Source organism: Streptosporangium sp. NPDC049078, from assembly GCF_040648855.1.
In the GTDB taxonomy this organism is placed as follows: domain Bacteria; phylum Actinomycetota; class Actinomycetes; order Streptosporangiales; family Streptosporangiaceae; genus Streptosporangium.
The window spans coordinates 571,861-597,137 of record NZ_JBEZEL010000001.1 but is presented as its reverse complement, the minus strand read 5'-3'; the positions used below and the strand labels follow the sequence as shown (position 1 = coordinate 597,137).

General features: G+C 69.5%; 23 protein-coding genes and 1 tRNA gene. 19 read left to right on the top strand and 5 right to left on the bottom strand.

Annotation, left to right across the window (positions count from 1 at the left end; all coding sequences use genetic code 11):
- Positions 1 to 440: 440 nt before the first annotated feature.
- Positions 441 to 2,093 carry a hypothetical protein gene (locus AB0B90_RS02505; RefSeq protein ID WP_362920339.1) on the bottom strand — a complete coding sequence of 551 codons (1,653 nt, stop codon included), beginning with the start codon at positions 2,091 to 2,093 and terminating at the stop codon, positions 441 to 443.
- A gap of 82 nt (positions 2,094 to 2,175) precedes the next feature.
- On the opposite strand from AB0B90_RS02505, the gene AB0B90_RS02500 reads away from it, so the two are divergent.
- From AB0B90_RS02500 to AB0B90_RS02480, 5 genes are all read left to right on the top strand, one after another.
- A complete protein-coding gene (locus tag AB0B90_RS02500; RefSeq protein WP_350943166.1) occupies positions 2,176 to 2,580 on the top strand; it encodes a PPOX class F420-dependent oxidoreductase in 405 nt (134 codons plus the stop codon).
- Between the two features lie 103 nt (positions 2,581 to 2,683).
- Positions 2,684 to 4,081 (top strand): cysteine--tRNA ligase, encoded by a 1,398-nt coding sequence (gene cysS, locus AB0B90_RS02495; RefSeq protein ID WP_350943167.1) that lies wholly within the window; start codon positions 2,684 to 2,686, stop codon positions 4,079 to 4,081.
- Between the two features lie 23 nt (positions 4,082 to 4,104).
- Positions 4,105 to 5,073, top strand: coding sequence for a 23S rRNA (guanosine(2251)-2'-O)-methyltransferase RlmB (rlmB, locus tag AB0B90_RS02490; protein WP_350943169.1), 969 nt, complete (start codon positions 4,105 to 4,107; stop codon positions 5,071 to 5,073).
- Positions 5,074 to 5,145: 72 nt separating this feature from the next.
- Positions 5,146 to 5,218, top strand: a tRNA-Thr gene (locus AB0B90_RS02485).
- A gap of 191 nt (positions 5,219 to 5,409) precedes the next feature.
- Positions 5,410 to 5,805 carry a VOC family protein gene (locus AB0B90_RS02480; protein ID WP_350943189.1) on the top strand — a complete coding sequence of 132 codons (396 nt, stop codon included), beginning with the start codon at positions 5,410 to 5,412 and terminating at the stop codon, positions 5,803 to 5,805.
- Positions 5,806 to 5,945: 140 nt separating this feature from the next.
- Here AB0B90_RS02480 and AB0B90_RS02475 read toward each other — a convergent pair whose 3' ends face one another.
- Positions 5,946 to 6,266, bottom strand: coding sequence for a hypothetical protein (locus AB0B90_RS02475; protein ID WP_362920337.1), 321 nt, complete (start codon positions 6,264 to 6,266; stop codon positions 5,946 to 5,948).
- Between the two features lie 384 nt (positions 6,267 to 6,650).
- The gene (locus AB0B90_RS02470) at positions 6,651 to 6,917 is read right to left on the bottom strand and encodes a hypothetical protein (protein WP_362920335.1); all 267 of its coding nucleotides are present in this window, start codon (positions 6,915 to 6,917) and stop codon (positions 6,651 to 6,653) included.
- Between the two features lie 730 nt (positions 6,918 to 7,647).
- On the opposite strand from AB0B90_RS02470, the gene AB0B90_RS02465 reads away from it, so the two are divergent.
- The 10 genes from AB0B90_RS02465 to AB0B90_RS02420 all read left to right on the top strand — a co-directional run bounded on the left by AB0B90_RS02465 (position 7,648) and on the right by AB0B90_RS02420 (position 17,348).
- Positions 7,648 to 8,610, top strand: a complete 963-nt coding sequence (locus AB0B90_RS02465; protein WP_362920333.1) for a hypothetical protein — start codon at positions 7,648 to 7,650, stop codon at positions 8,608 to 8,610.
- A 248-nt stretch (positions 8,611 to 8,858) separates the two neighbouring features.
- Entirely contained in the window at positions 8,859 to 10,829 is a 1,971-nt protein-coding gene (locus AB0B90_RS02460) for a glycosyltransferase family 2 protein (protein ID WP_362920331.1), read from the top strand.
- Between the two features lie 69 nt (positions 10,830 to 10,898).
- Positions 10,899 to 11,954, top strand: coding sequence for an energy-coupling factor ABC transporter permease (locus AB0B90_RS02455; protein WP_362920329.1), 1,056 nt, complete (start codon positions 10,899 to 10,901; stop codon positions 11,952 to 11,954).
- Positions 11,954 to 12,718 carry a cobalt ECF transporter T component CbiQ gene (gene cbiQ, locus AB0B90_RS02450; RefSeq protein ID WP_350943201.1) on the top strand — a complete coding sequence of 255 codons (765 nt, stop codon included), beginning with the start codon at positions 11,954 to 11,956 and terminating at the stop codon, positions 12,716 to 12,718. Before AB0B90_RS02455 ends, cbiQ begins: the two co-directional genes overlap by 1 nt.
- A complete protein-coding gene (locus AB0B90_RS02445; RefSeq protein ID WP_350943202.1) occupies positions 12,715 to 13,494 on the top strand; it encodes an ABC transporter ATP-binding protein in 780 nt (259 codons plus the stop codon). The genes cbiQ and AB0B90_RS02445 overlap by 4 nt, the downstream gene beginning before the upstream one ends.
- A gap of 121 nt (positions 13,495 to 13,615) precedes the next feature.
- On the top strand, positions 13,616 to 13,954 hold the full coding sequence (locus AB0B90_RS02440; RefSeq protein ID WP_350943203.1) for an STAS domain-containing protein: 339 nt from the start codon (positions 13,616 to 13,618) through the stop codon (positions 13,952 to 13,954).
- A gap of 63 nt (positions 13,955 to 14,017) precedes the next feature.
- A complete protein-coding gene (locus tag AB0B90_RS02435; RefSeq protein ID WP_350943205.1) occupies positions 14,018 to 14,791 on the top strand; it encodes an SDR family NAD(P)-dependent oxidoreductase in 774 nt (257 codons plus the stop codon).
- Positions 14,792 to 14,801: 10 nt separating this feature from the next.
- Positions 14,802 to 15,566, top strand: coding sequence for a crotonase/enoyl-CoA hydratase family protein (locus tag AB0B90_RS02430; RefSeq protein ID WP_350943206.1), 765 nt, complete (start codon positions 14,802 to 14,804; stop codon positions 15,564 to 15,566).
- A 179-nt stretch (positions 15,567 to 15,745) separates the two neighbouring features.
- Positions 15,746 to 16,396 carry a rhomboid family intramembrane serine protease gene (locus AB0B90_RS02425; protein ID WP_350943207.1) on the top strand — a complete coding sequence of 217 codons (651 nt, stop codon included), beginning with the start codon at positions 15,746 to 15,748 and terminating at the stop codon, positions 16,394 to 16,396.
- Between the two features lie 544 nt (positions 16,397 to 16,940).
- On the top strand, positions 16,941 to 17,348 hold the full coding sequence (locus AB0B90_RS02420; protein ID WP_350943208.1) for a BlaI/MecI/CopY family transcriptional regulator: 408 nt from the start codon (positions 16,941 to 16,943) through the stop codon (positions 17,346 to 17,348).
- Positions 17,349 to 17,467: 119 nt separating this feature from the next.
- Here the strand turns inward: AB0B90_RS02420 and serC are convergent, their stop codons facing one another.
- Both serC and AB0B90_RS02410 read right to left on the bottom strand, forming a co-directional pair.
- On the bottom strand, positions 17,468 to 18,577 hold the full coding sequence (gene serC, locus AB0B90_RS02415; RefSeq protein WP_350943209.1) for a phosphoserine transaminase: 1,110 nt from the start codon (positions 18,575 to 18,577) through the stop codon (positions 17,468 to 17,470).
- Positions 18,578 to 18,833: 256 nt separating this feature from the next.
- On the bottom strand, positions 18,834 to 19,940 hold the full coding sequence (locus AB0B90_RS02410; protein WP_350943210.1) for a citrate synthase 2: 1,107 nt from the start codon (positions 19,938 to 19,940) through the stop codon (positions 18,834 to 18,836).
- A gap of 169 nt (positions 19,941 to 20,109) precedes the next feature.
- On the opposite strand from AB0B90_RS02410, the gene pdxH reads away from it, so the two are divergent.
- The 4 genes from pdxH (at position 20,110) to AB0B90_RS02390 (ending at position 25,275) form a co-directional block, all read left to right on the top strand.
- The gene (gene pdxH, locus AB0B90_RS02405) at positions 20,110 to 20,763 is read left to right on the top strand and encodes a pyridoxamine 5'-phosphate oxidase (protein ID WP_350943212.1); all 654 of its coding nucleotides are present in this window, start codon (positions 20,110 to 20,112) and stop codon (positions 20,761 to 20,763) included.
- Positions 20,764 to 20,820: 57 nt separating this feature from the next.
- Positions 20,821 to 22,068, top strand: a complete 1,248-nt coding sequence (locus tag AB0B90_RS02400) for an MFS transporter (RefSeq protein ID WP_350943213.1) — start codon at positions 20,821 to 20,823, stop codon at positions 22,066 to 22,068.
- A 159-nt stretch (positions 22,069 to 22,227) separates the two neighbouring features.
- Positions 22,228 to 22,932, top strand: coding sequence for a metal-dependent transcriptional regulator (locus AB0B90_RS02395; RefSeq protein WP_350943215.1), 705 nt, complete (start codon positions 22,228 to 22,230; stop codon positions 22,930 to 22,932).
- A 117-nt stretch (positions 22,933 to 23,049) separates the two neighbouring features.
- Positions 23,050 to 25,275: a SpoIIE family protein phosphatase gene (locus AB0B90_RS02390; RefSeq protein WP_350943216.1), complete on the top strand. Its 2,226-nt coding sequence runs from the start codon at positions 23,050 to 23,052 to the stop codon at positions 25,273 to 25,275.
- Positions 25,276 to 25,277: the final 2 nt, after the last annotated feature.

The following is a 25,277-nucleotide window of genomic DNA, read 5'->3' as shown; positions in this document are numbered from 1 at the left end:
GCCGGACCGGCTTCCGGCCGATCCCGGACACGGCCCGGAGGGGAGCAAAGCGCCGGTCCGCAGCGGGGCGCCGCTCACACATGTGTGAGCGAATAGCTGCGGGCCGGTCCAACACCGGATGGCGAACGGCGGTCCTGGCCGAAGGCCGCGCCGTTCGTTCCGTCCGAAGGGTGAGTTCAGGCCTCGCGGCCCGGCCGCGAGGCCTGAACGGACACCATCCGAAGACGTGGTTCTCGAACGCCTGGGTCTCCAGCGCGTACGGCGGGGCCGAAACGACGCCGACCACGTAGCCGAGCTCGGCGATCTCCGCGGGGGAGATCCGGCCGAGCCGACGGCCCGAAGACCGGGTCAGCTCCTCCCAGGCCCCGGAGCTGACCCGACGGGCGTACGGAACAGGCGACCCGCGTCCGTCCCTGTTCCCAACCGTTCCTGCTTGTTCCTCACTCGCCCGGCGGCACGGGCGTGCTGCGCATCCGCCCGGAGGGCGGTGCCGCGGTGCCGTTCTCGTCATCGTAGGACCGCGCCGCGGCCTCCTCCCCTGCCTCGGCGGCCTCGGCGTCGTGCGAGAGGTCGGGCGCCCCGGCCCTTCTCCCGCTCGTGCTTCCGCTCGTGCGCGCCTCTCGCGCCGCCACAGGCGCCCGCACGGCCGTCTCCTCGGACGTCTCGGCGCTCGCCCCTCGGGCCTTCCTCGTAGCCCTCTCGGTGGCTTTCGCCGGGGCCTTCGCCGCGGATTTCCGCGCGGTCGCCCTCGTCGCGGCCCTCGGCTCGGCATTCGCCGGACGGTCCTGCCGGTCCCCCTCGTGGTCCTTCACGGCGAGGAACGGCTGGGTGTCCTCGTCGCGATCGCTCTCCTCGTCCGTACCGCTGCCGCCCGCCGCCGTGCCCGAAGGCTTCGCCGCACTCCTGGCCGTGCCGCGCCGTGCCGTGGTGCGCGGGCCGGTCCCGGCCGTACCGGTCTCCTCGGTCCCGCCCGTTCCCGGCGGCACCTGCTCAGGTGGGAGGTCGGCGTCGCTGTCCCAGGTCTCCACCCGCTCGCTGACCCTGCCCTCGCTGCCCTCGCTGCCCTCGCTGCCCTCGCTGCCCTCGCTGCCCTCGCTCTCCGGCTCCTCGCTCGGTGTCCGTACGGCGGGACGGGGCGGGTGGACGAGCAGGTCGCCCTGGCGGGGCCTGACCAGGTCGCCCCAGCGCATCGGCTTACCGGGGCGGGGAGCCGCGGGCTCCTGAGGGGCCTGCGGGATGTCGGCGACCTCGGGTGTCTCCGGCGCCGCCGTGGGGCCGACCACCGGCTCGCCCACCGGAAGGTCGTGGTGCGGTGCGGTTTCCAGGGGAGGCGCGGCGTGCGGGTCCAGCATGATCTCGGCCGCGGGGTGGTGCACCAGCTGGCCAGGGTGACCTGCGTGACCCGCGTGACCCGGGTGGCCTTCGCGGTCGGGGCGGGCGGGCTGCTCAGGATGGGCGGGCGGGGTCTGCCCCTGCCACCGTTCCCCGGTGTCGGGCGCGCCTGAACGCTCGGTGGCCGCCCGGTTCGCCTCGGGGAACGGCACGATGTCGCGTTCGGACGCCAGGCCGGACAGGGCCGCGTCGGCCGCGGCCCTCCGGGCGGCGGCGTGTTTGATCAGCAGGAGCCAGAGCCACAGGGCCAGGATCAGCATCACCCAGGGGGCGACGGCGACCACGACGGCCGCTCGCCCTTCGTCCACCGCCATCCGCATGGCGGTGGCCACCTCGGCGGCGACCGCGCCGGCGAGCAGCAGTGTCAGGATCACGCCCGCCTGCAGCCGCACCGGCCACCAGCCGCCCCTCAGCAGCAGTACGCCGATCATCGCGATGACGAGCAGGGCGTCGAAGGCCGCGGGATAGAGGTACGCGAGGTCGGCGGGCGCTCTGCCCGCGACGGCGAGGGCCCGTAGATCCTCGAAGGAGAGCACGCAGGCCGCCGCGGTGAGGGCGGCGACGCCGACTCCGGTGACGACGATCCCGGCGTGGCGCAGGGCGACGGCCACCCGGCTCGGCTCGGGGGCGGCGATGGTCAGTGGCGGGGGCGGGGACGGGCGGGACATCGAGCCCGTCGCCCCGGGGGATTTGGCGTCCATGGCTCTTTGAGCCTACAGAATCGACATCTAGCATGATCGGGGAAGTTTTCCGAGGGCGACAGAGAACGATCGAGGCGAAGAAATGGCAGAACTGTCCGATTCCGTACGCGAGATGTTCGACGCCGCGAACTTCGCGACCGTGACGAGTCTCAACGAGGACGGGAGCCCGCAGGCGAGCGTCGTCTGGGTGAAGACGGACGGGAACGACGTGGTGTTCTCGACGATCAGGGGCAGGCGCAAGAGCCTCAACTTCGCGCGTGACCCGCGTACGGCCATCGTGGTGTTCGATCCCGCCGACCCGTACCGCTACGTCGAGGTGCGGGGGACGGTCAGCCTCGCCGACGATCCCGATGGCGCGCTCATCCAGGAGATGTCGCACAAATACCGCGGTGAGGACTGGGTCGAGGAGAAGCCGGAGGTGGAGAGGCTGATCGCCAGGATCGTCCCTGAACGCGTGGTGTATCACGGTGCTGTTTCGACGGACTAGTCGGGCGACATTCACCGCTAGTGGTCATAAAACACTCTGCTGAGTGTCTTCAACGTCCCGCAACTCGGTTTGTGAGGCGAGGTGAGGCATTAGCCTTGCCTTCGTGAGCCTGCAGCTATACGACACCAGCGTACGCACCGTCCGCGAATTCGTCCCGGTAGAACCCGGCCGGGCCTCGATCTACCTGTGTGGTGCCACCGTGCAGGCTCCCCCGCACATCGGGCACATCCGCTCGGGCGTCAACTTCGACGTGCTCCGCCGCTGGATGATCAGGTCTGGGTACGAGGTGACCTTCTGCCGCAACGTCACCGACATCGACGACAAGATCATTAGAGTCGCCGCAGCCGAGAACGTGCCGTGGTTCGCCGTCGCCGAGCGTAACCAGAGGGCCTTCACCTGGGCCTACGAGGTGCTGGGTTGCCTGCCCCCGACCGTCGAGCCGCGTGCCACCGGTCACGTGCCCGAGATGATCGAGCTGATGGACCGGCTGATCGCCGCCGGTCACGCCTACGCCTCCGGCGGTGACGTCTACTTCGACGTCATGTCCTACGCCGACCGGTACGGTTCGCTGTCCAACCAGAAGCTCCAGAACATGCGGGCCGCGGGCGACACCGAGACCGACTCCTGCAAGCGAGACCCGCGCGACTTCGCGCTCTGGAAGGGCGAGAAGCCGGGGGAGCCGACCTGGCCGACCCCGTGGGGCCGGGGCCGTCCCGGCTGGCACCTGGAGTGCTCCGCCATGGCGACCAAGTATCTCGGCGCCACCTTCGACATCCACGGCGGCGGCGTCGACCTGATCTTCCCGCACCACGAGAACGAGCTGACCCAGTCCCAGGCGGCGGGCGACGGTTTCGCCCGCTACTGGATGCACAACGGCATGCTCAAGATCGGCGCGGAGAAGATGAGCAAGTCGCTCGGCAACTCCCTGCTCGTCCCCGAGGTCACCAAGAAGGTCCGCCCGGTCGAGCTCCGTTACTACCTGGCGGCACCCCACTACCGATCCTCGATCGAATACTCGGAGGAGGCGCTGTTCGAGGCCGCCTCGGCCTACCAGCGGATCGAGGGCTTCGTCACCCGCGCGGCCGAGGTCATCCACGACGTCGACGCGCACGCGCCGCTTCCCCAGGCGTTCTCCGACGCCCTCGACGACGATCTGGGCACCCCCCAGGCGCTCGCCGTGGTGCACGAGGTGGTCCGCGAGGGCAACGTCGCGCTGGCCCAGGGCAACAAGGAGCAGGTCGCAAGGCTGCTCGCCGAGACGCAGAACATGCTCGACGTCCTCGGCCTCGACCCGCGCTCGGAGCAGTGGCGCTCCTCGGGCGGCGAGACCGGCATGCGGGCGACCGTCGACGCGCTGGTCGCCGTCGCGCTGGAGCAGCGGCAGGCGGCGCGGGCGCGCAAGGACTTCTCGGCGGCCGACAGCATCCGTGACCAGCTTTCCCACGCGGGCATCCACGTCGAGGACACCCCTCAGGGCCCGCGCTGGGAACTCTCGCGGTGAAACCAGGCCGTACGCTATAGACCATGGCTGGTGGGGGTAAAGGGTCCGGGCGACCCGCGAAGAAGAAGAGTCCGACCAAGGGCACGGGCGGTAACGTCCGCCGAGGCTTGGAGGGCAGGGGAGCCACCCCGCCGGCGCACATGCGGCACTGGCACAAGGACAAGGCGCGCACCGAGCGGGTCGAGCGCGAGGAGAGGACCGGCAGGTCTCCCTCCCCGCGCACCCCGGTTCGCACCCGGCGCAGCGACGACGCGCCCGAGCACATCGGCGGGCGCAACCCCGTCGTGGAGGCGTTGCGGGCCGGAGTCCCGGCCAGCACGCTCTATGTGGCCCTGCGCATCGACAACGACGACCGCGTCAAGGAATCGGTCCGCATCGCCGCCACCCGGGGCATCGCGATGCTGGAGGTCGGCAGGGAGAAGCTCGATCGCCTCACCGAGGGGGGGATCCACCAGGGCATCGCCCTGCAGATCCCCCCGTACGACTACGCCCACCCCGACGACCTGGTCCGCATCGCCCAGGAGGGCGCGGAGGTCCCGCTGATCGTCGCTCTCGACAGCGTCACCGACCCCCGCAACCTGGGCGCCATCGCCCGCTCGGCCACCGCCTTCGGCGCCCACGGTCTGGTCATCCCCTCCCGCCGCTCGGCCGGGGTCACCGGCGGGGCCTGGAAGACCTCGGCCGGCACGCTGGCCACCCTGCCGGTCGCCCGCGCCGCCAACCTCACCGCCACCCTGCGGGAGTACCGCGAGGCGGGCCTGTTCGTGATCGGCCTGGACGGCGAGGGCACGGTCGACATCGGCGAGGCCAACCTCCTCGACGGCCCGCTGGTCGTCGTCGTGGGCTCCGAGGGCAAGGGCCTGTCCCGGCTGGTCCGCGAGGCGTGTGACCTGGTCGTCCGCATCCCGATGCGGGCCGCCGCCGAGTCGCTCAACGCCGGCGTCGCCGCGGGCATCGCCCTCTACGAGGTCGCCCGCCACCGCCGTTCCTAACGGTTCGCAATCGGCGGGGCATACCTCGGTGACGTACGGGGAGTGAGCCGACTACACTCGACTGGCGACCGTGCCGACGTAGCTCAATCGGCAGAGCAACAGTCTTGTAAACTGTAGGTCAGGGGTTCGATTCCCCTCGTCGGCTCGCATGTGAAAGGCCAGGTCAACCGGTACCGGTGACCTGGCCTTTCGCCGTTCAGGGGAATTTTATGATCTTCTGTGCCCGTTGCGTGCCCGATGGCTTCTCAGGCACGCCCGCCCGTGCCCGTTCGAACGCCTGCCCGAGCGCCTTGGCGATGGTCTTGTCCCGGTCCTGACCTGTGGCATCATCGCGGGATGCTGCAACTCACCGATTTCATCATCGACTGCCCGGACACGATGAAGCTGGCAGCCTTCTATTCTGAGGTGACAGGCCGCCCGATCAAGGAAGACAGCCACGAGAACTGGGCCGGCATCAAGTTCGGTGAGGTCGAGCTGGCCTTCATCCGGGTGGACGACTACCGCGCTCCGCAGTGGCCCGACAGCGAGCACCCCAAGCAGTTCCACCTCGACTTCGAAGTGGACGAGATCGAGTCCGAGCAGCGCCGCGTCCTCGACCTCGGCGCGACGCTGCGGCAGGACTTCATCGGCCCCAACGGCTATGGCTGGCGGGTCTACACCGACCCGATCGGCCACCCCTTCTGCCTGTGCCGCAACAAGGGCGTCGTCTGGACCGACCAGGGCCTGGTCTGATCCTGGCCATGGGGAAGCCGGCACAGCCGTACAGGTCGCGATCGCGCGGTGGCCAACGAAGCGGTTGACGGTGATCGAACGTCAACTCGGTCGATGTCGGTGGTCTGTTGGCCTGGCCTTCCACCGTTCGGGGGGATCGGCTACGTGGACGACGTCCGGTGGTCACTCGTGTGCCGGGCGGGTATCCCGGTCGGTGGGGTCTCCTCCTGGTCGAAGGTGATCACGATGTCTCTGCCGTTGGCGTAGCTGACCACGGGCCGTTGGAGCATGTCACCCGCGTGGCGGGCGACCCTCTGCCACAACTCCACCATCTCCGGGGTGTCGGCGGTTATCCTGAACCGCCCGTTGGCGACGAGGTTCTGAACGACAAGGGAAGTGAAGTTCGCCTCGGCCCGGGCCCTCTCCTCTGAGTCGAGAGGGGTACGCCGGGGCGCGAGGTGCGGACCGGGAGGGTGAATCATCGAATACCTCCAGCGTGGCCGTCGATGACGGCCGCGAGACCGTAGGCGATCATGTCGGGGGCCGCGACCCGGGGACGGGTTCGGTCGCCACGCTCATCGCGACGCCCACCAAGATCCCGACGAGCGCCGCCAGGCCGGCGTCGGCGGGGTTCGTTCCTCGGCTCACGGTCTCACCTTAAAGCGCGAGGCGTGGAACGCGTCGCGTGATCGCCACCGGACTCCTTCGCAACTGTCTTGGACGTCCCGCCCGGAGCCTTCGTGATGCCCCTGTCGCGGCGCCGGCCGGTGTGCCGGTAGATCGGCCCGAGCGGAGGAACGCCACCGGGCGGCGGTGAGCATCGAGCCGTCCGCGCATCGCCCCCGGTCGGCCCGTCGCACAGAGATCTACGGCTGTCCGCGGTGGAAGATGCAGGTCATCTGTGTGATGGAGTCCGCGTACACGCTCTCCGACACGTGACTGAGCGTCCACCCCTCACGTTCGACACCTTCGATCAGATCGGCTGCCTCAGGGCTTGAAGAAGCCCCGGAACCGCTGTAGTCGATCCGGAGGCGAGACACGAAGACCGTGCGTCCTTCTTCGTGCGCCTGCCGAGCCTGCTCGATGGTCTCGGTGATCTCCTGTCCCTTGTCCTTGGATTTGAAGAAGCTCATGACCGTTCGACTCCTTTATGAGAGCTGCCCCGGCGGGGTCACCAAGGAATGCAACGACCTCGTGTCCGAGCGGGTTCCGCCGGAGGGCGACGATCAGGCTTGGGAGTGATCACTTGGGTGCGAAGGTGGTGCCGATTCTCGTCAAAGGCCGGTTACGCGGTCATGGCGCGGGTGTTCGGTAGCGTGCCGGGGACGGCCGGTCCTGTGCGTCGGCCGGGATGCTCACGCCGGGGGGCGTCCTGGTCGAGGGCGGCGTCTACCGGCTCGTCGAGTTCCGGCTGTTGAGCGGTCGCCGTACCAGGCGTAGCAGCTCCGAGATCCGGTGAACGATGAGCGGACACTTTGGGGACTGGATCCTGAGGTCCAGAAGAACCATCGGGGGAAAGTCCCGCCGGATTGTCGGCGAGGAATCCGGGCTCGTGGGTTTCGTCAGGTCGGCGTCGGCGGCGAGGTGTGCCCCCGGCTCACGGTCTCACCTCGAAACGCGACCTTGAAACGCGTCGCGCGATGGCCGGGGCGCTCGTGGGCACGAAAGACACGCCCTCCCGGAGCCTGCGTCATCTGTGATCAAACAACTACCATCCCTTAAAAAGGATCTTGATGGGTTCTTTGGGTGAGGGGTGTTCGGGGTCCTGCCGGTGCTCGTGGGCGCGATGACGGTGAGTGCGGTGGCGGGCGTGGCCGCCCGGGTGGACTCCGGCGGCGTTCCGCGACGGTAGGGGGATGTGCGGTGGCCGGAAGACTTCAGTGCGTGATCGTCGCGGTTCTCCTGGTGGGCGACCTGGTGTCGGCGATGGGTTCCGTGGCCTCAGCGGCGTCCGGCCCGGCCCCGGACTTCTCGCTGACGGTGAGCCCGGCACGCCTGGTGGTCGGACCGGAGGAGATCGGCGAGCCTCAGTCGTTCCGTGTGATGAACGAGGGGCGATCGCCGGTCGAGGTGGTCGTCGAAAGGGCGAGCTTCACGGTGGACCGAACCGGCAGGATGGTCTTCGAGCGTGATGCCCCCCGTTCCGCCGCCGGTTGGCTCAGGGTCGCGCCGGCGGGTTTTCGTCTCGCGCCCGGGGCGGAGCGGAGCGTCACCGTACGGATCGATCCCCCGCCCAGGCCCGAGTACGGCGAGCACCAGGTGGCCCTGCTCTTTGCCGTGCCCGCCGATTCCGGCGGGGGCGACATCAAGCTCGACCGGGTGATCGGAACGCCCATCTACCTCACGGTTCCAGGACCGATCGACACGTCCGTGTGGCTCGGCGACCTCGCCACCTCCGGCGGCTTCGTGACGGGTGGTCCTGTCGACTTCACCCTCACTGTCAACAATGTTGGGACCGTTCACCGCGATTTCTTCGTCCCCCGGGGCCTGAAGGTCGCCGTGAACGGGTACGACGTACCGTTCCCGGACTTCACCCTGTCCCGCGGGGCCAGCAGGACCGTCACTGCGAGGTGGGCGAATCCGCCGTTCATGTGCGTCTGCCACGCGACGGTGTCGATCTCGGGTACCGGCGGGACCTCCACGCGGAGCACCGTGCTGATCATCTTTCCGCTCCGTTTCCTCGGGGTGCTGCTCGTGTCGGTGACGGCCCTGTACGTCCTCGCCTGGCTGCCGCGTCGTCGGGTCCGAGCTCGGGTGTTCGCGGGGATTCGAGCCTCGTGTGGCCGTGACAACCATGCCCGGGAGGGCGGCGACTCGCCCGGGTGACGGCGACCTCTCCGGAGACGACCGTGAGGACCCCCCCAGGGCCGGTCGCGAGAATTTCGCCGGGGGCGTCGAGGTCCAGCAGGTCTAGCCGCGGCACAAGACGCACGAAAAGGGTGTTTCGCTCCTCGGGCGGTCTGCGGCACCGGCAGATCGGGAGGGCAACCCTAGGGATTCGCTACGTACGGGCGGCCCTTTGTCACATACTGAGACGCTAGATAAGCGGAGAGTGACCGACGAGGGGCGCGGCGGTGACAGTAACGATCCTCCAGCGAGTCCGCACGGGGCGGGGTGGCTGTGACATCACGAGCATGGAGCGGGGCGGCCACGGCGTCACGAGTGTGGAGCGGGGCGGCCATGACATCACGAGCGAGGAGGCGCTTCGGTCCGACATCGACGTCACCGTGATCGTTCCCCTGCACAACTGCGGTCCCTATCTCGACAGATGCCTGACGTCGCTGCTGATCCAGCGCGTCGCCCTGGAGGTGGTGGTCGTCGACGACGGTTCCACCGACGGCGGTGTCGCGCTGCTCGACCTCTACGCCTCCTGCCACCGCGGTGTGATCCGCGTCGTCAGGCAGGAGGCGTCGGGCGGCGCCGGGCGCCCGCGCAACGTCGGGCTCTCCCACGCGCGCGGCAGATACGTCTTCTTCTGCGACGCGGACGACTACCTCGGCCCTCAGGCGCTGGAGCGGATGCTCGCGATGGCCGACCGCAACGGTTCCGACATCGTGCTCGGGAAGATCGTCGGGCATGACCGCAAGGTGCCGATCTCGATGTTCAAGGAGAACGCCGAGCGGGTGCCGCTCGGCGACAGCGCGGTCTACAACAGCTTGAGCTGCTTCAAGCTGTTCCGCAGGGAGATGCTGGAGCGGCACGCCATCCGTTTCGACGAGACGCTCCTGGTGGGGGAGGACGTCGTCTTCACCACCCACGCCTACTGCCACGCGGAGGTGATCTCGGTGGTCGCCGACTACGACTGCTACCACCTGGTCGCCCGGCCGGACGGCACCAGCATCATGCAGCGGCCGGGGAGCCGCGATCCGGTCTCCTGGCTGCGGATGATCAAACGGCCGGTCGAGCTGATGCTCGCCCACGTGCGTCCGGGAGACCTCCGCGACCACCTCCTGCGGCGTCATTTCCGGATGGACGCCTTCGGTAACCTCGGCAGGCCCTTCCTGGACGCCGGGGAGGTCGCGCGCAAGGAGATCGTCGCCGAGGTGGCCGACATGTGCGAGCGGTGGCTGACCGACGGGGTCCGCGAGCGACTCCCGGCGATCGACCGGAGTCGGATCGCCGCCCTGCAGGACATCGACCGCCTGGTGCGGCTGGCGCACATCGAGTCGGCCTCGGTCCGCCGGGAGCTCACCGCGCTGCGTTGGGAGCGGGAACGGGAGGGGCGGCTGGCGATCTCGGGCAAGGTGGCGCTGAGCACGCTGGAGCGTTACGGCCGCCCGGAGATCACCGGTGGGGATCTCGCCCTGGTGCTGCGGCGCCGGCACACGGGTGTCGGCCCCTGTGACGAGGTCGTGGTTCCGGTGGACGGCGACTGCGCGGGGTTCACCGGGACCGTCGACGTCACCACCCTGTCCTCCGGCATCTGGGACGTCCACGTGAGTGTCGTCTTCGAGGGGGTGCCCCGGCTCGCGCGTCTGGGCACCGAAGGGGAGGGGCCGATCGCGCCGCCCGCGCCTCGCGTGGTGGGCGATGTCGCCGTCGTCGCCCTTCCGTACTTCACCCACCCGTACGGCAACCTCAGCCTCGACATCGGCGGGCACGTGGTCTCGGTGCCGGGGAGCGTGCGGCTGGTGCGCGCCCGCTGGGCCGCCGGGCACCGGCTGGTGCTCGACGGCGAGGTCAGCGTGGGCACGGATGCTCCGGCGGCGGACGCGGTGCGCTTTCTGGTCTGGCGGGAGCGGGAGTCGAGCCGGGAGCGGCGCGAGCCGGTCACGGTCGGCGAGGGCGGCGCGTTCACGGCCTCCCAGGCGATGGGGCGACTGGGGCCCGGCACCTGGGACGCCTACCTGGAGCTCGACCTGGGTGGGCCGCCCGCGCGCTTCAGGATCGAGGCGGTGCCCGAGGCGATCGAGCATCCGCGCACGTGGTGGCGTGGCGCGGTCAGGTGGAGTGTCAGGCCCTACGCCACGGCGGGGAAGGGCAGGCTCAGCACGGTGGTTCGAACCCTCGGCCCCAGAACTTTCATCAGACGTATCGTGCGTTAATGCCACCTTCTTGCAACTACAAGCCCATGGCCTAAAGTTAGGGGCAAATCCGCATTTCGGAGGCTTGTAGTGCACGTACCCGATGGCTTTTTCAACGCCGCCGTCTCGGTGTCGGCGGGGGCGGTGGCCGCCGCCGGTGTGGCCGTGTGCCTGCGCGGCGCCCGTCGCGAACTCGACGACCGCACCGCTCCGATGGCCGGACTGGTCGCCGCCTTCGTCTTCGCGGTCCAGATGCTCAACTTCCCGGTCGCCGCGGGGACCAGCGGGCACCTTCTCGGCGGTGCGCTGGCCGCGATACTCGTCGGCCCTTACACGGCGGTGTTGTGTGTGGCCGTCGTCCTCCTGGTGCAGGCGTTCTTCTTCGCGGACGGCGGGCTGACCGCGCTGGGCGTCAACATCACCCTGATGGGCCTCGTCGCCGTGCTGGTCGGGTGGGGTGTCTTCCTCCTGATCACCCGGAGCGTGCGGAACAGGGGCGTCGTGGTGGCGGCCTCGTTCGTCGCGGCGCTGCTCTCGGTGCCCGCCTCGGCGCTCGCGTTCACCCTGCTGTTCTGGATCGGCGGCACCGCGCCCATCGAGATCGGCACGGTCGCCGCGGCGATGGGCGGCGTGCACCTGCTCATCGGCGTGGGGGAGGGCCTGATCACCGCGGTCACCGTCAGCACCGTGCTCGCGATCCGGCCCGACCTGGTCTACGGCGCCCGCGGAATCGTCGCGCCGCTGGTCCTGCGTGGCGCGGACGGCGACGTGATCGTCACCCCCGGATCCCAGGGGGCTCAGGCGCCGGTCGCCGCCCGCCGTCCCGGCTGGTTCCTGCCCGCGGGAATCGCGGTGGCGGCGCTGCTGGCGGGCGTCGTCAGCTTCTACGCCTCCTCCTCGCCCGACGGCCTGGAGTGGGTCGCCGAGGACAAGGGCTTCAGCGACCAGGCGACCGACCACTCGCTGGGTGAGCAGCCGCTCGCCGACTACGGGGACGTGGGCGGCATCCCGGTGGGTGTGGCGGGAGTGATCGGCGTCGGGGTGACGCTCGCCGTCGGCGGCGGGGTGTTCTACGCCGTGCGCCGCCGGGGCGACCACGGTGACGGCACCGGCTCCGACGACAGCGACAAGAAGGTGTCCGCCTAGTGGGATCGGGCCACCACCACCAGCTCCACCGGCCGGGCGACACGCTCGTGCACCGGCTGCCGCCCCAGTGCAAGCTGGCGGCGGTGGCCGGGTTCGCCGTGGTGGTGGTCGCCACCCCGCGCGAGTGGTTCTGGGCCTTCGGGTTGTACGCCGCGCTCCTGGCCGTCGTGGCGGCCCTCGCCCGGATCCCGGCCGGGTTCGTGCTGCGGCGGATGGTGGTCGAGGTCCCGTTCGTGGTGTTCGCGCTGGCCATCCCGTTCATCGGGTTCGGCGAGAGGGTGACCTTCATGGGGCTCTCGCTCAGCGTCGCCGGCCTGTGGGCCGCCTGGAACATCCTGGCCAAGGCGACCCTGGGCGTGGTCGCGAGCGTGCTGCTCGCGGCCACCACCGAGCCACGTCTGATACTGCTGGGCGCCCAGCGTCTGAGGCTGCCGCCGCTGCTGGTGCAGATCGCGATGTTCATGCTCCGCTACATGGACGTGATCCTGGACGAGATGCGCCGGATGCGGGTGGCGAGGGAGTCGCGCGGGTTCGTGGCCAGGGACGTGCGGCACATCCCGGTGATCGCCAGATCGGCGGGGGCGCTGTTCATCCGCTCGTACGAGCGGGGCGAGCGGGTGCACCTCGCGATGCTCAGCCGGGGCTACACCGGTGTGATGCCGGTGATCCAGGACCTCTCGGCCGCCTCGCGGCAGTGGCTCGTCGCCGGTATGTTGCCGGGTGCGGCACTCGCCGTGCTACTCGGGAGCTGGGGGTTCGTGTGACAGTGCCGTCCTCGCGGCCCGTGCCGGCCTCGTCCCCGCCGCCCGCGCCGCTCTCACTGGAGGTGAGCCGCCTGGCGTACGCGTACCCTGACGGCACGCAGGCGTTGTTCGGTGTGGACCTTCGGGTGGAGCGCGGTGAGCGGGTCGCGCTGCTCGGGCCGAACGGCGCGGGCAAGACCACGCTGGTGATGCACCTCAACGGCATCCTGACCGCCGGGCACGGCACGGTGGCCGTGGCGGGACTGCCGGTCGGCAAGGAGTCGCTCAGGGAGATCCGCAGGCGGGTCGGGCTCGTCTTCCAGGACCCCGACGACCAGCTCTTCATGCCGACCGTCCGGGAGGACGTGGCCTTCGGCCCGGCCAACATGGGCGTCGCGGGTGAGGAACTGGAGCGGAGGGTCAAGGACGCGCTGGAGCGTGTGGGCATGCTGGAGACGATCGACAGGCCACCGCACCACCTGTCGTTCGGCCAGCGCCGCCGGGTCGCGGTGGCGACGGTGCTGGCGATGGAGCCGGAGATCCTGGTGCTCGACGAGCCCTCCTCCAACCTGGATCCGGCCTCCCGGCGCGAGCTGGCCGAGATCCTGCGAGGGCTCGACGTGACCGTCCTGATGGTCACCCACGATCTGCCGTACGCGCTGGAGTTGTGCGAACGCTCGCTCATCCTCTCCGGGGGCGTGATCGCCGCGGACGGGCCGACCCGTGAGATCCTCGCCGACGCGAGCCTCCTCGCCGCCCACCGGCTCGAACTGCCGTACGGTTTCGCCGCCCCCTGACGGCGGCACCTCCGGTCGTGGGGCTCGTGCCATACGAACTTCCTGTGAACAATCGCGCATGACCTCGCGTGCAGTGCGGGCGAAGTAAAGTGGATCTGCCCTTCGGGCGCGAGGAGGACTGATGAAGCTACGGCTGGCTCGCCGCGCCGTCGGCGACGCCGTGGTGGTGGCTGTCGAGGGCGAGCTCGACCTGTTCACCGCTCCCTTCCTGCGAGACGAGGTCCGCGACGCGATCAAGCTGGATGGCGCGCGGCTCGTCCTCGATCTCACCGCCCTGTCCTTCATGGACTCCAGCGGCCTGTCCGTGCTGATCGAGGCATGGCGGCTGGCCACGGGCGAGGGCGGCGGGGTCTGCCTGGCGGCACCCCAGCCTCCGGTGGCCCGGATCCTCCGCACGACGGGCCTCGACCGGCGGATCAAGGTCTATCCCGACGTGAGCAGCGCCGTCGGGGAGATCTAGCGTCGGCGAGTTTTACCCTACCCCGAGTAGAACTTCATTCGGTCCGCGCGTTAAAGTCCGCACATGGACGTGAACGGAGCAGCAGCAATCATCTCGGGCGGTGCCAGCGGTCTCGGTGAGGCCACGGCCCGCGACCTCGCCGCGCAGGGTGCCCTCGTCGTCATCGCCGACCTCAACGAGGAGCGCGGCAAGTCACTGGCCGACGAACTCGGTGGCGTCTTCGTCAAGACCGACGTGTCGGACGAGAACCAGGTGCAGGCGGCTGTGGACGCGGCCGTGGCGACCGGCAGGCCGCTGCGTGTCGTGGTGAACAGCGCGGGCATCGGCTGGGCGAGCCGGACCGTGGGCCGTGACGGCTCGCCCCACGACCTGGCCTCGTACCGCAAGGTCATCGAGGTCAACCTGATCGGCACCTTCAACCTCATGCGCATCGGCGCCGCCGCGATCGCGAAGACCGAGCCGGTCGACGCGGACGGCCAGCGCGGTGTAGTGATCAACACCGCCTCGGTGGCGGCGCTGGAGGGACAGATCGGCCAGGTCGCCTACTCGGCGTCCAAGGGCGGCATCGTCGGTATGACCGTCCCCGCCGCGCGTGACCTCGCCGCGATCGGCGTGCGTGTCAACACCGTCTGCCCCGGCATCATCGACACCCCGATCTACGGTTTCTCGCCCAACGCCGACGAGTTCAAGGCCAAGCTGGTGGCTCCGGTGGTCTTCCCCAAGCGCATGGGGCTCGCCTCCGAGTTCGCGCACCTGGTCCGCTCGTTGATCGAGAACGACTACATGAACGCCGAGACGATCCGTTTCGACGGTGGTATCCGCTTCCAGCCCAAGTAGGAGTCATCCGGTGTCTGACGAGGTTCTGGTCGAAGTCGACGGCGGCGTGGCCGTCATCACGATCAACCGCCCCAAAGCCAGGAACGCGGTCAACGGCGCCGTGGCTCGGGGCCTCGCGGCCGCGATGGACGAGCTGGAGGAGCGGAAGGACGTGGCGGCCTACGTCCTCACCGGCGCGGGCGGAACGTTCTGCTCGGGCATGGACCTGAAGGGGTTCCTGACCGGGGACTTCCCGGTCGTGGAGGGCAGGGGGTTCGGCGGTATCGCCGAGGCGCCGCCGAAGAAGCCGCTCGTCGCCGCCGTCGAGGGCTACGCCCTGGCCGGAGGCTGCGAGCTCGCGCTGGCCTGCGACATCATCATCGCCTCCGAGGAGGCGAAGTTCGGGCTCCCCGAGCCCAAGCGAGGGCTGGTCGCGGCTGCGGGCGGCGTGATGCGGCTGCCGCGGCGCATCCCCTACCACGTCGCGATGGAGATCGCCCTGACCGGCGACCACTTTCCCGCCTCCCGGCTGTACGAGCTCGGCCTGGTCAACCATGTCACGCCCGTGGGCGAGGCCCTGGCCACGGCCGTCGAGCTCGCGAGCAGGATCGCCGCCAACGCCCCGCTCGCGCTCGCCGCGACCAAGCGCGTGATCGTGGAGTCGGCGGACTGGAGCCGTGACGAGATGTTCGCGAAGCAGGGAGAGATCATCAATCCGGTGTTCGCGTCCCAGGACGCGATGGAGGGGGCGGCGGCCTTCGCCGAGAAGCGCGCTCCCCGGTGGGCGGGCGAGTAGCGCCGGGATCGCCGGGATCGGCGGGATCGGCGGGAATCGAAGGAAAACCGTGTGCCGGGCGCGATCCGAGGGGCCGCGCCCGGCGCATTCACGGCCAGGAGTGCGTACGGTAAAGGTGTGGACAGGTGTGGCGAGGGCACTTGACATTCACGCCGACGCTCCAAAGGCCAGGAGAGTGCATGAACGACCACGCGACCGGAACGACCCCCACCGGCCGATCCTCCGGCGATCTTCTGAAGCGCAGGGCGGGAGATCTGGCCGCGGGCGCGCTGGGCGCCGCGATCGTCAACGTCCTCCTGGTCGGTGTCATGTGGGTGGTCGAGATCGCCGACTACGTCCTGCCGGGGGAGTTCGACGTTTACGGCATCCGGGCCTGGAATCCCGACAGTCTGGGCGGCATCTTCCTCGCCCCCTTCCTGCACGCCGGATTCGGCCACCTGATGGCCAACTCGCTTCCCCTGCTGGTTCTCGGGTTCCTCGCCGCGCTGCGCGGGATCGCCCGTTTCCTGGGGGCCAGCCTGATCATCGTGCTGGTCAGCGGGCTTGGTGTCTGGTTCACCAGCTCGCCGTATGCGGTCACGGTCGGCGCGAGCGGCCTGGTCTTCGGGTATTTCGGTCTTGTCGTCGCCCGAGGGCTGTTCGACCGCCGGGCCCTCGACATCGTGATCGGTGTCGGTGTGGCGATCGCCTACTACTCGATCATCTGGGGCGTGCTTCCCGGCGAGGACGGCATTTCCTGGCAGGGGCACCTGTTCGGGCTGATCGGCGGCATCATCGCGGCCTGGGTGATGCGCCGCAGGCGCCCCAGGGCCGTCACTCCGGCCTACTGAGAGACACAGACCTTTCAAAGGCGCGTCGCGTCCGACTTCGGGATCCTCCCCGGAAAGTCACCTGAGGAAAGCCGCATCTCCGTCTACCGAACCTCCAGGCATCGGGCCTGTCCCGGAGAGGGGTTGTCAGCCGCCTTCGAGGGCTTCGCTGAGAAAAGGGCGCTGTACGGGGCTGTGGGCGCTATGTGGCGCTTGGTAGCGCCTTGGTAATCACCATTGGTCGGGCGGGGTGGTTCGTGGCCTCCGGGGGCGAATAAAGCCGCTCCGGGGGTCGTTCGCCGGCGGGGTGATGACCGTCCGGGGACACGACCGGCATCCGGGACGGCCGGACCGGGTGGCGGCGCGTTCTTTTCGGCCACATTCCCGGGGAGTTTTTTCCGTGAACGCACAACAGAAGATTCTGCTGTAATTCATCAGCTATGGAAGCATCGGTTGATTTAAGTGACAATGTGACAAAATTTCATGTGTGAACCTGCCTGGCCGCGTGCCCGTACATGTTCCAGGGCCATCACAGCCGGGCGCGACCCTCGAAAGGTGGCCGCGGGTGAACCTGGGATCTCTGGAACGCGCGATCATGGACGTGCTGTGGGGCTGCAAGCAACCGATGCTGGTTCGCCAGGTGCAGGACATGCTGAACCAGAACGCCGAACGGAGCCTGGCCTACACCACGGTGCAGACCGTCGCCGAGCGTCTCGTCAGGAAGGGCCTGCTGGAAAGGGCCCCCGTGCGCAACGCCTTTCGCTACACCGCGAGCCGCTCACGGGACGAACACGTGGCGGGGCTGATGCTCGCGGCACTGGCGAACAGTCCCGATCGGGCTCCCGTACTCTCGCGGTTCGCGGAGGGGGTGGACCCGGACGACGCCCTGCGCCTGCTGCACGAGCTGGCGCGGCTCGCGGGGGAGCGGGCCCACGCCTCGGCGGCGGGCGGGACCCCGAGCACGCTGCCCTAGGCTCCCGCCCCGGGAGCCGGTGATCCGGCTTCCGGGACGGGAGAAGGGGAACGAGCCCTCGCGGACCGTCCTCGCCTCCTCGGACGAGGACGGATGCCCCACCTCGGGGAAGCGGGGGACTACAGGCGCTCGACGACGTAGTCGACGCAGGTGGTCAGGGCCTCGACGTCCTCGGGGTCGATGGAGGGGAACATCGCGACGCGCAGCTGGTTGCGGCCGAGCTTGCGGTAGGGCTCGGTGTCGACGATGCCGTTGGCCCGCAGGACCTTCGCGATCGCGGAGGCGTCGACGTCGTCGGAGAAGTCGATCGTGCCCACCACGTTGGAGCGGAACTCGGGAGCCGCGAACGGGGTGGTGTAGGAGGTCTTCTCCGCCCAGGTGTACAGGCGCCGGGCCGAGTCGGCCGTGCGGGCGGTCGTCCAGGCGAGGCCGCCGTTGCCGTTCATCCACTCGATCTGCTCGGCGAGCAGGAAGAGGGTGGCGACCGACGGAGTGTTGTACGTCTGGTCCTTGGAGGAGTTGTCGATCGCCACCGGGAGGCTGAAGAACTCGGGGACGTAGCGCCCGCTGGAGGCGATCTCGTCGACCCTGGCCAGCGCGGCCGGGGACATCAGGGCGATCCAGAGGCCGCCGTCGGAGGCGAAGCTCTTCTGCGGCGCGAAGTAGTAGACGTCGAACTCGCTCGCCTCGACGGGCAGGCCGCCGGCGCCGGAGGTGGCGTCGACCAGCACGAGCGAGCCCTCCTCGCCCACGCGCCTGATCGGCATCGCGACGCCGGTCGAGGTCTCGTTGTGGGTGAGCGCGTAGACGTCGACGCCCTCCTCCAGGCGGGCCTCGGGGTGAGTGCCCACCTCCGACTTGATCACGGTCGGGTCGCCCAGCCACGGGGCCTTGGCCGCCACGGAGGCGAACTTCGAGGAGAACTCACCGAAGTGCAGGTGCTGGGACCTGTCACGGATCAGTCCGAAGGCGGCGATGTCCCAGAACGCGGTGGTGCCGCCGTTGCCCAGGACGACCTCGTAGCCCGCGGGGAGGGAGAACAGCTCGGAAAGCCCCGCGCGAACGCGCCCGACCAGCGCCTTGACGGGCTTCTGGCGGTGAGAGGTGCCCAGGAGACTGGACCCGGAGGCCGCGAGAGCCGAGAGTTGCTCGGGGCGCACCTTCGAGGGCCCGCAGCCGAAACGGCCGTCGGCGGGCTTGATGTCAGAGGGAATCACGATGTCAGCCACCTGACCAGCCTACTGAGCCCGGGGATCGATCCAGGACGGGGTCCGGATTTCGAGACGAGCCGTTGAAGGGTTTTGGGCAGGGCGGGACGATCACGCGGGGTGTCGCGGGTTCTTCGGGGTCCTGGGCGCTCGACGGCGCTCGGCACGCCCGGTGGGCTCCGGGGGCGCAGCCGGGTGCCGCGGGTTCCTCGGGGACCCGAAACCGGCAACGGCTGCCGCGCGAGACGTCGCGCGACAGCCGTACAGGAGGGGAACTTCAGAAGGGGTGGACGACCTCGGCGGCTCCGGGGACGTCCTGGACCGAGCGCTGGGACGGACCCACGTAGTCGGCGCTGGGGCGGACGAGCCTGCCCGTGCGCTTCTGTTCCAGGATGTGGGCGGCCCAGCCCGCGGTGCGCGCGCAGGTGAACATCGAGGTGAACATCGAGGAGGGGACCTTGGCGAAGTCCAGGATGACCGCCGCCCAGTACTCGACGTTGGTGGCGAGCACCCGGTCGGGCTTGCGGGCGTGCAGCTCTTCCAGCGCGGCCTTCTCCAGCGCCGCGGCGACCTCGTAACGCGGTGCGTCGAGCTCCTTGGCGGTGCGGCGGAGCACGCGTGCCCGGGGGTCCTCGGCACGGTAGACGCGATGACCGAAGCCCATGAGGCGCTGCCCCTTGTCGAGCTCCGACTGCACGTACTTTTTGGCGTCGCCGAGCTGCTCGACGCCCTCGATCATGTGCAGCACGCGCGCGGGCGCACCGCCGTGGAGCGGGCCGGACATGGCGCCGACCGCACCGCTCAGCGCCGCGGCGACATCGGCTCCGGTGGAGGCGATCACCCTGGCGGTGAAGGTGGAGGCGTTCATGCCGTGCTCGGCGGCGGACGTCCAGTAGGCGTCGATGGCCTTGACGTGCTTGGGGTCGGGCTCGCCCTGCCAACGGATCATGAACCGCTCGACGATGCTCTCCCCCTTGTCGACCTCGCTCTGGGGGACCATCGGCTTCCCCAGGCCGCGCGCGGACTGCGCGACGAAGCTCAGGGCGTTCACGCTGGCGCGGGCCAGGTCGGCGCGGGCCTGTTCGTCGTCGATGTCGTGCAGCGGCCTGAAACCGTACGCGGGGGCCAGCATGGCCAGCGCGCTCTGCACGTCGACGCGGATGTCACCGGAGTGGACAGGAATGGGGAAGGGCTCCGCCGGGGCCAGGCCCGGCTGGAACTTGTTGTCGACAAGCAGGCCCCACACGTGTCCGAAAGAGACGCGACCGACCAACTCTTCGATGTCGACGCCCCGGTAGCGAAGGGCGCCCCCTTCTTTGTCCGGTTCCGCGATCTCCGTCTCGAAAGCCACCACGCCTTCGAGCCCGGGTTTGAAGTCGGACATTCTCGGCTGCCTCCCTTTCTTGAAGTCAAAGCCTTGATGTCGAGATACCGGCGGGTCATATTCAACCCCCTGGGCCGAGGCGGTGTGCCGCCGGACCCGCCGGAACGCGATCGCCCCAGGTGGGGGGCACCGCGCGGGCTTCCTGCTCGGCACGGGAGAATACCTTCCCGTGGATGCCACATCGCGACCGCCTTCGATGGCGGGCCTTCGCCGCACGTACCAGGGACTGCCCCTGATCGAGGCAGATCTCGCCCCCGACCCCTTCTCCCAGTTCGCCCTCTGGTTCGGCGACGCCGTGGACGCCGGGCTTCCCGAACCGAACGCGACCGTGCTCGCGACCGCCTCGGCGGGTGGGCGGCCGACGGCCAGGACGGTTCTGCTCAAGGGCTACGACGAGAACGGGTTCGTCTTCTACACTAACTACGAGTCGCGCAAGGGCCGGGACATGGCGGAGAACCCGCGTGCCGCCCTGCTGTTCCCCTGGCACTCCATCCGTCGCCAGGTGCGGGTGGAGGGATCGGTGGTACGGCTGCCGCGCGAGGAGTCGGCCATCTATTTCAGGTCCCGGCCCTACGGGTCGCGGATCGGCGCGTGGGCGTCGAGGCAGTCGGCGGTCGTGCACTCCAGGGACGAGCTGGACGCCCGTTACGAGGAGTTGGCGGAGCGCTGGCCCGAGGATCCGCCCGTCCCCGATTTCTGGGGCGGGCTGCGCGTGGTGCCGTCCGAGGTGGAGTTCTGGCAAGGTCGCACCGACCGCATGCATGACCGCCTCCGTTACCGGCGCTCCGGCGCCACCTGGGTCGTCGAACGTCTGGCCCCCTGAACACCCTCCCCGCTTTGTGCTGATATATCCATGTATGTCGGTTAGAGGGGTGTCGGGGTGGGGTTCAGGGACTTCGTTGGTAGGCATGCGGCTGATACGCGCCCGCTCGCCATACCCGCCTACCGGAGGCTCTGGGCCGGTCAGGGTGTGTCGTTCATCGGCTTCCAGCTCACCTCGGTGGCCGTCAGCGCCCAGATCTACGACATCACGAAGTCGTCCTTCTGGGTCGGCATGCTCGGTCCGGCCAACCTGATCCCCCTGATCGTCTTCGGACTCTGGGGAGGCGCGATCGCCGACGCGGTCGACCGGCGCAGACTCCTCATCGTCGGCGCGCTGATCGCCTGGTCGGGGACGCTCGCGCTCCTCGTCCAGGCCGCACTGGGCTCGACGAGCGTCGGCCTGCTGCTGGCCACCGTGGCCGTGCACGCCACCGGCTTCGCCATCACCGGGCCGACCAGAGGCGCGATCATCCCCAGGCTGGTCCCCGTCGACCTGATCCCCGCGGCCAACACCCTCAACTTCCTGGCGGGCGGCCTCGGCACGGTCATCGGGCCACTGCTCGGCGGGGCGGTGCTCGCGCGAAGCGGCTTCGCCGCCGCCTACCTGATCGACGCGCTGCTGTTCGGCGCCGGTTTCTACGCCGCGCTGAGGCTGCCGAAACTCGAACCGATCGGAGAGGTGACCCGCCCGGGGCTGCGGTCGGTCGTGGACGGTCTGCGCTACATCTCCGGACATCCGGTCGTGCTGATGTCGTTCGTCGTCGACCTCATCGCCATGGCGTTCGCGCTGCCCAGGGCGCTGTTCCCGGAGATCGTGGACGAGCGGTTCGGCGGCTCTCTGATCGCGTTCGGCTGGCTGTCGGCCAGTATCGCGATCGGCTCGGTGCTCGGCGGCCTGCTGTCGGGCTGGGTGGGCCGGGTCCAGCGCCAGGGACTGGCGCTCACGTACGTGATCGCCGCATGGGGGCTCACCGTCGCCGCGGCGGGGCTCGCCGACCGGTTGTGGTTGATGGTCGCCCTGCTCGCGTTCGGCGGGGCCGCCGACCTGGTCTCCGCGGTGTGGCGGCAGACGATCCTGCAGACCCACGCGCCCGACGACATGCGCGGGAGGATGCAGGGGGTGTTCCTGGTGGTGGTCGCGGGAGGTCCCCGGCTGGGGGATCTGCGGGCCGGTGGCACCGCCTCGTGGTTCGGCGCCACGTGGGCGTGGGTGGGCGGCGGGGTCGCCTGCGCGGTGGCCGTGCTCGCGGTGGGGCTGGCCGTCCCGGCCTTCAGAAAATATCGCCCGCTCGCGCGCAGCGTTTGAGCAGCTAGGGAAGGATTTGGCGTCCTCGGGCGTTGCCCTTCTTTGTCATCGTGGGCTGTTCTCCCAATAGGGTCGTCTTCTCAGACTTCCGAGGTCCCGCGCCGCCCTCCCGGGAACACCGCGCGATGGACGTAGCATCGAGAGAGGACGGGAGGAACCTTGACCGCACACGGCCTGATCGACACGACGGAGATGTACCTTCGTACGATCTTCGAGCTGGAGGAGGAGGGCATCGTCCCCCTGCGCGCGCGTATCGCCGAGCGTCTCCAGCAGAGCGGTCCCACCGTCAGCCAGACGGTCGCCCGGATGGAGCGCGACGGCCTGGTTCGCGTCGAGGGCGACCGCCATCTGACCATGACCGATCTGGGACGCACCCTCGCGACCCGTGTCATGCGCAAACACCGCCTCGCGGAATGCCTGCTCACCCAGGTGATCGGTCTGCCCTGGGAAGAGGTGCACATCGAGGCGTGCCGCTGGGAGCACGTCATGTCCGAATCCGTGGAGGCCAGGCTCATCAGCCTGCTCAACAATCCCACGGAGGACCCGCACGGCAATCCGATCCCGGGCCTTGAGGAGCTCGGTGTCGTCGGCCATCCCGGGGGGAGGCTGGAGTCGCTGCCGTCGATGGCCGCGATGGCCGGACCCAGAGATATACCCGTTGTCGTGCGGCGAATTAGCGAACAAGTGCAAAGCGATCCGGCTGTGATGCTTAAACTCAAGCAAGTCGGGATACAACCCGGACGCGAGGTGACGCTCGCGGCGAGCGACGACGGTGTGCGGGTGACAGGTGACGACGAGGCGGACAATTTTCTTGCGGATCTCCCGCGAGAGATTGCCGCGCACGTTTTCGTCTCCACACGCTGACCGAGGCCCCCTAGCTCGGTTGGATCCCGTTCGGGAGTCCCTCCGCTCCCAGGCCGAGACTGCAGGAGCAACCGTGGTTCGCTTTGCACACACCCGCCCACGAGGGGCGGTCACCGGATGAAGCGGTGGGGGGATGTTTCCCAGGACGCCGCTGATCACCTCACGGCCGGCTCCGTCCTGGATCTCGCCGAGATGGCGGTGGTGGTCACCGACAGGTTCAGCAACCTTCTCTACTGGAACCCGTTCGCGGAGAGGCTGTTCGGGCGCCCCGGCACCTCGGGGCCCCGTGACCAGTCGCTCTCTCTGGGCATCATGGAGAAGGACCACCCGCTCGCCGTCGAGCTCTCCAAGCACGTCCTCAAGGGCGGCGTCTGGGAGGGCACGTTCGACGTCAGGCGCGGTGACGGGACGATCATCTACGTACGGGCACAGGCCGTGCCGCTGCGGCATCCCTCGGGAGCGGTGACGGGCATCGTCATCACCGCCCGCGAGGCGATGCGCAGCAACGAGCGGGAGAAGGACCGCTTCGGCCTGCTGGAGCGGATCGGCGAGCGCCTCGCCGGATCGCTCTACGTCGAGGAGACGCTCAAGCGCGTCGCGGAGATGCTCGTCCCGCAGTTCGCCGACCACTGCTTCATCGAGTTGGTGGAGGAGGGGCGGCTCACCCGGAGGGTCTCCACCCACGTCCAGGGCTGGAGCCCGCCGCCCAACACCTGGGCGCCGCTCGGGGCGGAGATCCACTACCCGGTGGGGCACTACGCCGAGATCGCGCTGCGCCGCCAGGAGACGATCCTTGTCGAGGACTTCTCCCAGACCAACTATCCCAGTCCGGGCGAGGCCAACACCCGCCTCGCCGCCGAGATCGGCATGACCTCGGCCATCGTCGCGCCGCTGTGCGTGCGCGGAGAGACCCTCGGGCTCATCTATCTGGGGTTGTCCAACCTGACCGACCGGCGCAGCCCGCACTACGACGCCTTCGACCGCGACTTCGTGGGGGCCATCGCCACCAGGGTCGCCCTCGCCGTCGACAACGCCCTGCTGTTCGAGGAGGAGCGGCACACCGCGGAGTCCTTCCAGAAGCACCTGCTGCCCCGCGCGCTGCCGCAGCTCGACGGGCTGGAGATCGCGGTCCGCTACTTCCCCGCCGCCCCCCTGGCCAGCCACGGGCAGGGCATCCAGACTCAGGTCGGCGGCGACTGGTACGACGTCATCCCGCTCTCGGCGGGCCGGGTCGGCATCGTCATCGGCGACGTCGAGGGCCGGGGCGCCAAGGCCGCGGCGGTGATGGGACAGCTGCGGGCGGCCCTGCGGGCGTTCGCCCAGGACGACAAGCCGCCCGCGGAGATCCTCGCCAGGCTCGACGAGTGGACGCGCATCATCGCGACCCCCGAGCAGGACGAGAGCGGCGCCGACATCAGCGTCCCGCCCATCGTCACCTGCCAGTACCTCGTGTACGACGCCTGGTCGCGGCAGCTGTCGTTCGCCAACGCCGGTCACGCCCCTCCGCTGCTGCTGATCGGCGGCACCTGCACCGAGCTGGACATCCGCGAGGTCGGCCAGCCGCTGGGAGTGCGGGCGAAGGGCATGCACGCCGACCTGGTCTACAAGGAGGAGACGCGGACGCTGCCCCCCGGGGCCTCGTTGCTCCTCTACACCGACGGGCTCGTCGACCGCCGCCCCATCCGCGACGCCGACGGCAGGCCGCCCAACGTCGAGGAGGCGCTGGCGCAGCTCTGCGGCAAGCTCATCAAGATCGGTGACGCCTCCGTCGAGGAGATCGCCGACGCCGCCACCGTCGCGGTGCCCGGTGAGATCGACGACGACATGGCCATCCTCGTACTCAGGTCCGCCTCCGAGGACCTGGCCGTCGAGGAGCGCACCTTCCCCGCTCAGCCGATCATGGTCGGGGAGGCGCGCCGGATGGCCTCGGAGGCGTTCATCGGCTGGAACGTCCCCGAGGAGCGCGCCGAGCTCGCCTGCCTGCTCGTCTCCGAGGTCGTCACCAACGTCGTGCTGCACGCCGCCACCGCCAGCATCCCGCGCAGGGAGCTGACGATGGACGGCCCCCCGCTGCCGTTCGACGAGTCCTGGGACGTTCCCGGCTTCGAAGACGAGATCGTCAACGAGAAGGAGTTCACGCTCAGGATCCGCCGGGGCAGGGAGTCCGTCTGGGTCGAGGTCTTCGACCAGGATCTTCGGCTGCCACGCATCCGCAGCGCGGGGGAGAACGACGAGGGCGGGCGAGGTCTCTACCTCGTCGACCAGCTCGCCAGGCGCTGGGGCTCCCGTCCCACCAAGGAGGGCAAGGCCGTCTGGTTCGAGATCCCCACCAGGTCGCGCTGAGC